We start from the raw sequence: 2,424 nt of genomic DNA on the forward strand, positions 1-2,424 counted from the left end.
TCATGCCGGCCTCGTGCTCCCTCAACACGCCGATGATCTGCTCTTCACTGAAACGGCTGCGCCGCATGGTCCTGCTCCTGGTGAAGGACCAAACTTATCCGTGGCCGGAATGACGGGGAGCACGTCATACACTGCACACTGCGCGTCTTAGAAGTTGGGAAATTAAAGATGGCATATCTTCGACAAAATTCGTCGACTTTCACGAAACGATTGTCGCGGAAGATGGTACAAACGACGGAATTTCCACCTTCGGAACTTGCCGGTCAGCGTTGTATTTGCACCAATCTCCACTCAACGTATATATCCCGCTCGCAGGCATCGCATATAATCTTGCCATACTGATCATGTCCTATACTCAAAATTGTCTTCTTCTGCATTTTCAAATCTCTTCCGCATTTGCATTTTATATCGACAAATCTTCTCGCGAACAAAAACTCATCGCCATCCATCTCAACCGTGTACGTTTCGTTGCAGTTTGGATTAATACAATGCAAAATTTTTCCTGCGCTCAGAAACCGCTGACGTCTTTTGTTCGCTTGCCCACATTCGCAGGTAAAATGCACTTCGGGACCAAGACCAGAAGAAATCAGATTCCCACTCGATATTCTATTCAATTCAACGATAACTTCAGATATTTTTTTTCTTATCTCATCATTGTCTCCATATTCAGAAACGGATTTGTCTTTGCTGTCAGGAAGATGGACGTGAAGAGCTAGCCGCGACAGTGCATTCCAAAGTGATCCGATCTTCCGAGGGCTGAAACCGCTCTGCGTACCAACAGGTATGAACTCCAAATTTTCATATTCCTCTCTTGTCATTTCCCGATCTTCAGCGGGCTCCTTAGATATAAATAGAGTGAATTCAGAGGCGACGCTTTCATCAACCTCTTGAATTAGCTTTTGGACAACGTCTTTTGGCTGCCACTTTTTTATTTCGTCATGCGATATATAATCGTGTGAAATTTGAAGCCTATCATAGCAAACTCTTTCCAGCGCCAGTCTTGCTTCAAGCGCGGCGTATGTCGTGCTCGATATCGAATTATCAGATAGCAGTTTCTCAATTCTGGAAATATTGTCTCGAAGGTAAATCATACATCCTTCCTCTCATACCATCTCAGTTGTATGGACTATACCAGATTCAAAATTTCCTCAAGCGCGGTTGGGTCGACTACACTTTCGTTGTGGCGATCCAAGTTGGCTCACACCAGACTGCTAGAGGCGGTCCCGCAGATGACGAAATCGATCGTCTCGGCAGCCAATCGAAAATGTTCCCGCGACGGCCATCCACGCCCGCGACATCGTCAAACAGATCTTCGCCTTCGCGATCCTGCATGGCGAGAAGGTGCCGAACCCGGCCGACGAGGTCGGGCCGGCCTCGATCGCGACCTTCCAGCCGAAGGACCGGGCGCTGTCGCCGGCCGAAATCAAGATCATGCTCCAGCAGATCGAGCATGTGCCGACCCTGCCGACCATGCGTCTCGGCCTGCGCCTGATCCTGCTCACCATGGTGCGCAAGAGCGAGCTGACCGATGCCGTCTGGGACGAGGTCGATTTCGAGAACGCCGTCTGGACCATTCCCAAGGAGCGCATGAAGCGGTCGAAGGCGCACAACGTCTATCTCTCGCAGCAATCGCTCGACATTCTGATCGCTCTGAAGACCTGCGCCGGCAATTCGCGCTTCCTGCTGCCGTCCCGCTATGACGCCGACGCGCCAATGTCGCGCGCGACCTTCAATCGCGTGACCACGGCCGTCGTTGTGCGGGCGAAGAAGGAGGGGCTGCCGTTGGAGCCGTTCACGGTCCACGACCTGCGCCGGACCGGCTCGACGCTCCTGAACGAAATGGGCTTCAACAGCGACTGGATCGAGAAATGCCTCGCCCACGAGGACGGGCGGTCGTCGCGCGGCGTCTACAATAAGGCGGAATACGAGCCGCAGCGCCGGCATATGCTCCAGGAGTGGGCCGACATGGTCGATGCCTGGGTGAACGGAGAGAAGCAGGCGCCGACGCTGTCGCCGCCGACGATGGCGTTTATGGGAGGCAATTGAGAATAGGGCAAAGTTCGAAGCGCCGGACTTTTTGTGCATTTCCTCAGCTAGACTGTTACGTCCGGGATGGGGCCGGAAGTGGATTGTCAGGCTCTGGGCGAGAAAACCGGTAAAATTGCCATTCAACAGACAACCACGTTGAAAAGAGCCCGCGCGCCCCGATCTGCGTAGGAATGCGCTTAGCGCAACTCCGGGACGGGTCCTAAGATCTGTGAGCTAGTCGGCGCAGCGTCCGCTTGAAGCGGTCCGGACTAGGTCCTGTTGACGAATAGGATTCCCCTTCGGGTCGTGGAGTGATTCAACGTCGCTTTCGGAGGGAGGCGACGTTGATTCGAGACCTGATGAGCGACGAGGAATGGGCGTTCTTCGAGCCGTTCG

General features: G+C 53.3%; 1 protein-coding gene and 1 pseudogene. One reads left to right on the forward strand and one right to left on the reverse strand.

The annotated features are described in order from the left end of the window. Positions 1–263: 263 nt before the first annotated feature. The gene (locus J3S89_RS20970) at positions 264–1,091 is read right to left on the reverse strand and encodes a hypothetical protein (protein ID WP_217931142.1); all 828 of its coding nucleotides are present in this window, start codon (positions 1,089–1,091) and stop codon (positions 264–266) included. Between the two features lie 178 nt (positions 1,092–1,269). On the opposite strand from J3S89_RS20970, the pseudogene J3S89_RS20975 reads away from it, so the two are divergent. Beyond that, positions 1,270–2,046 (forward strand): annotated as a pseudogene (locus J3S89_RS20975) (tyrosine-type recombinase/integrase); the annotation flags it as partial. Positions 2,047–2,424 lie beyond the last annotated feature (378 nt).

Origin of the sequence: Pinisolibacter aquiterrae (assembly GCF_019160155.1) — a bacterium.
Lineage (GTDB): Bacteria > Pseudomonadota > Alphaproteobacteria > Rhizobiales > Ancalomicrobiaceae > Pinisolibacter > Pinisolibacter aquiterrae.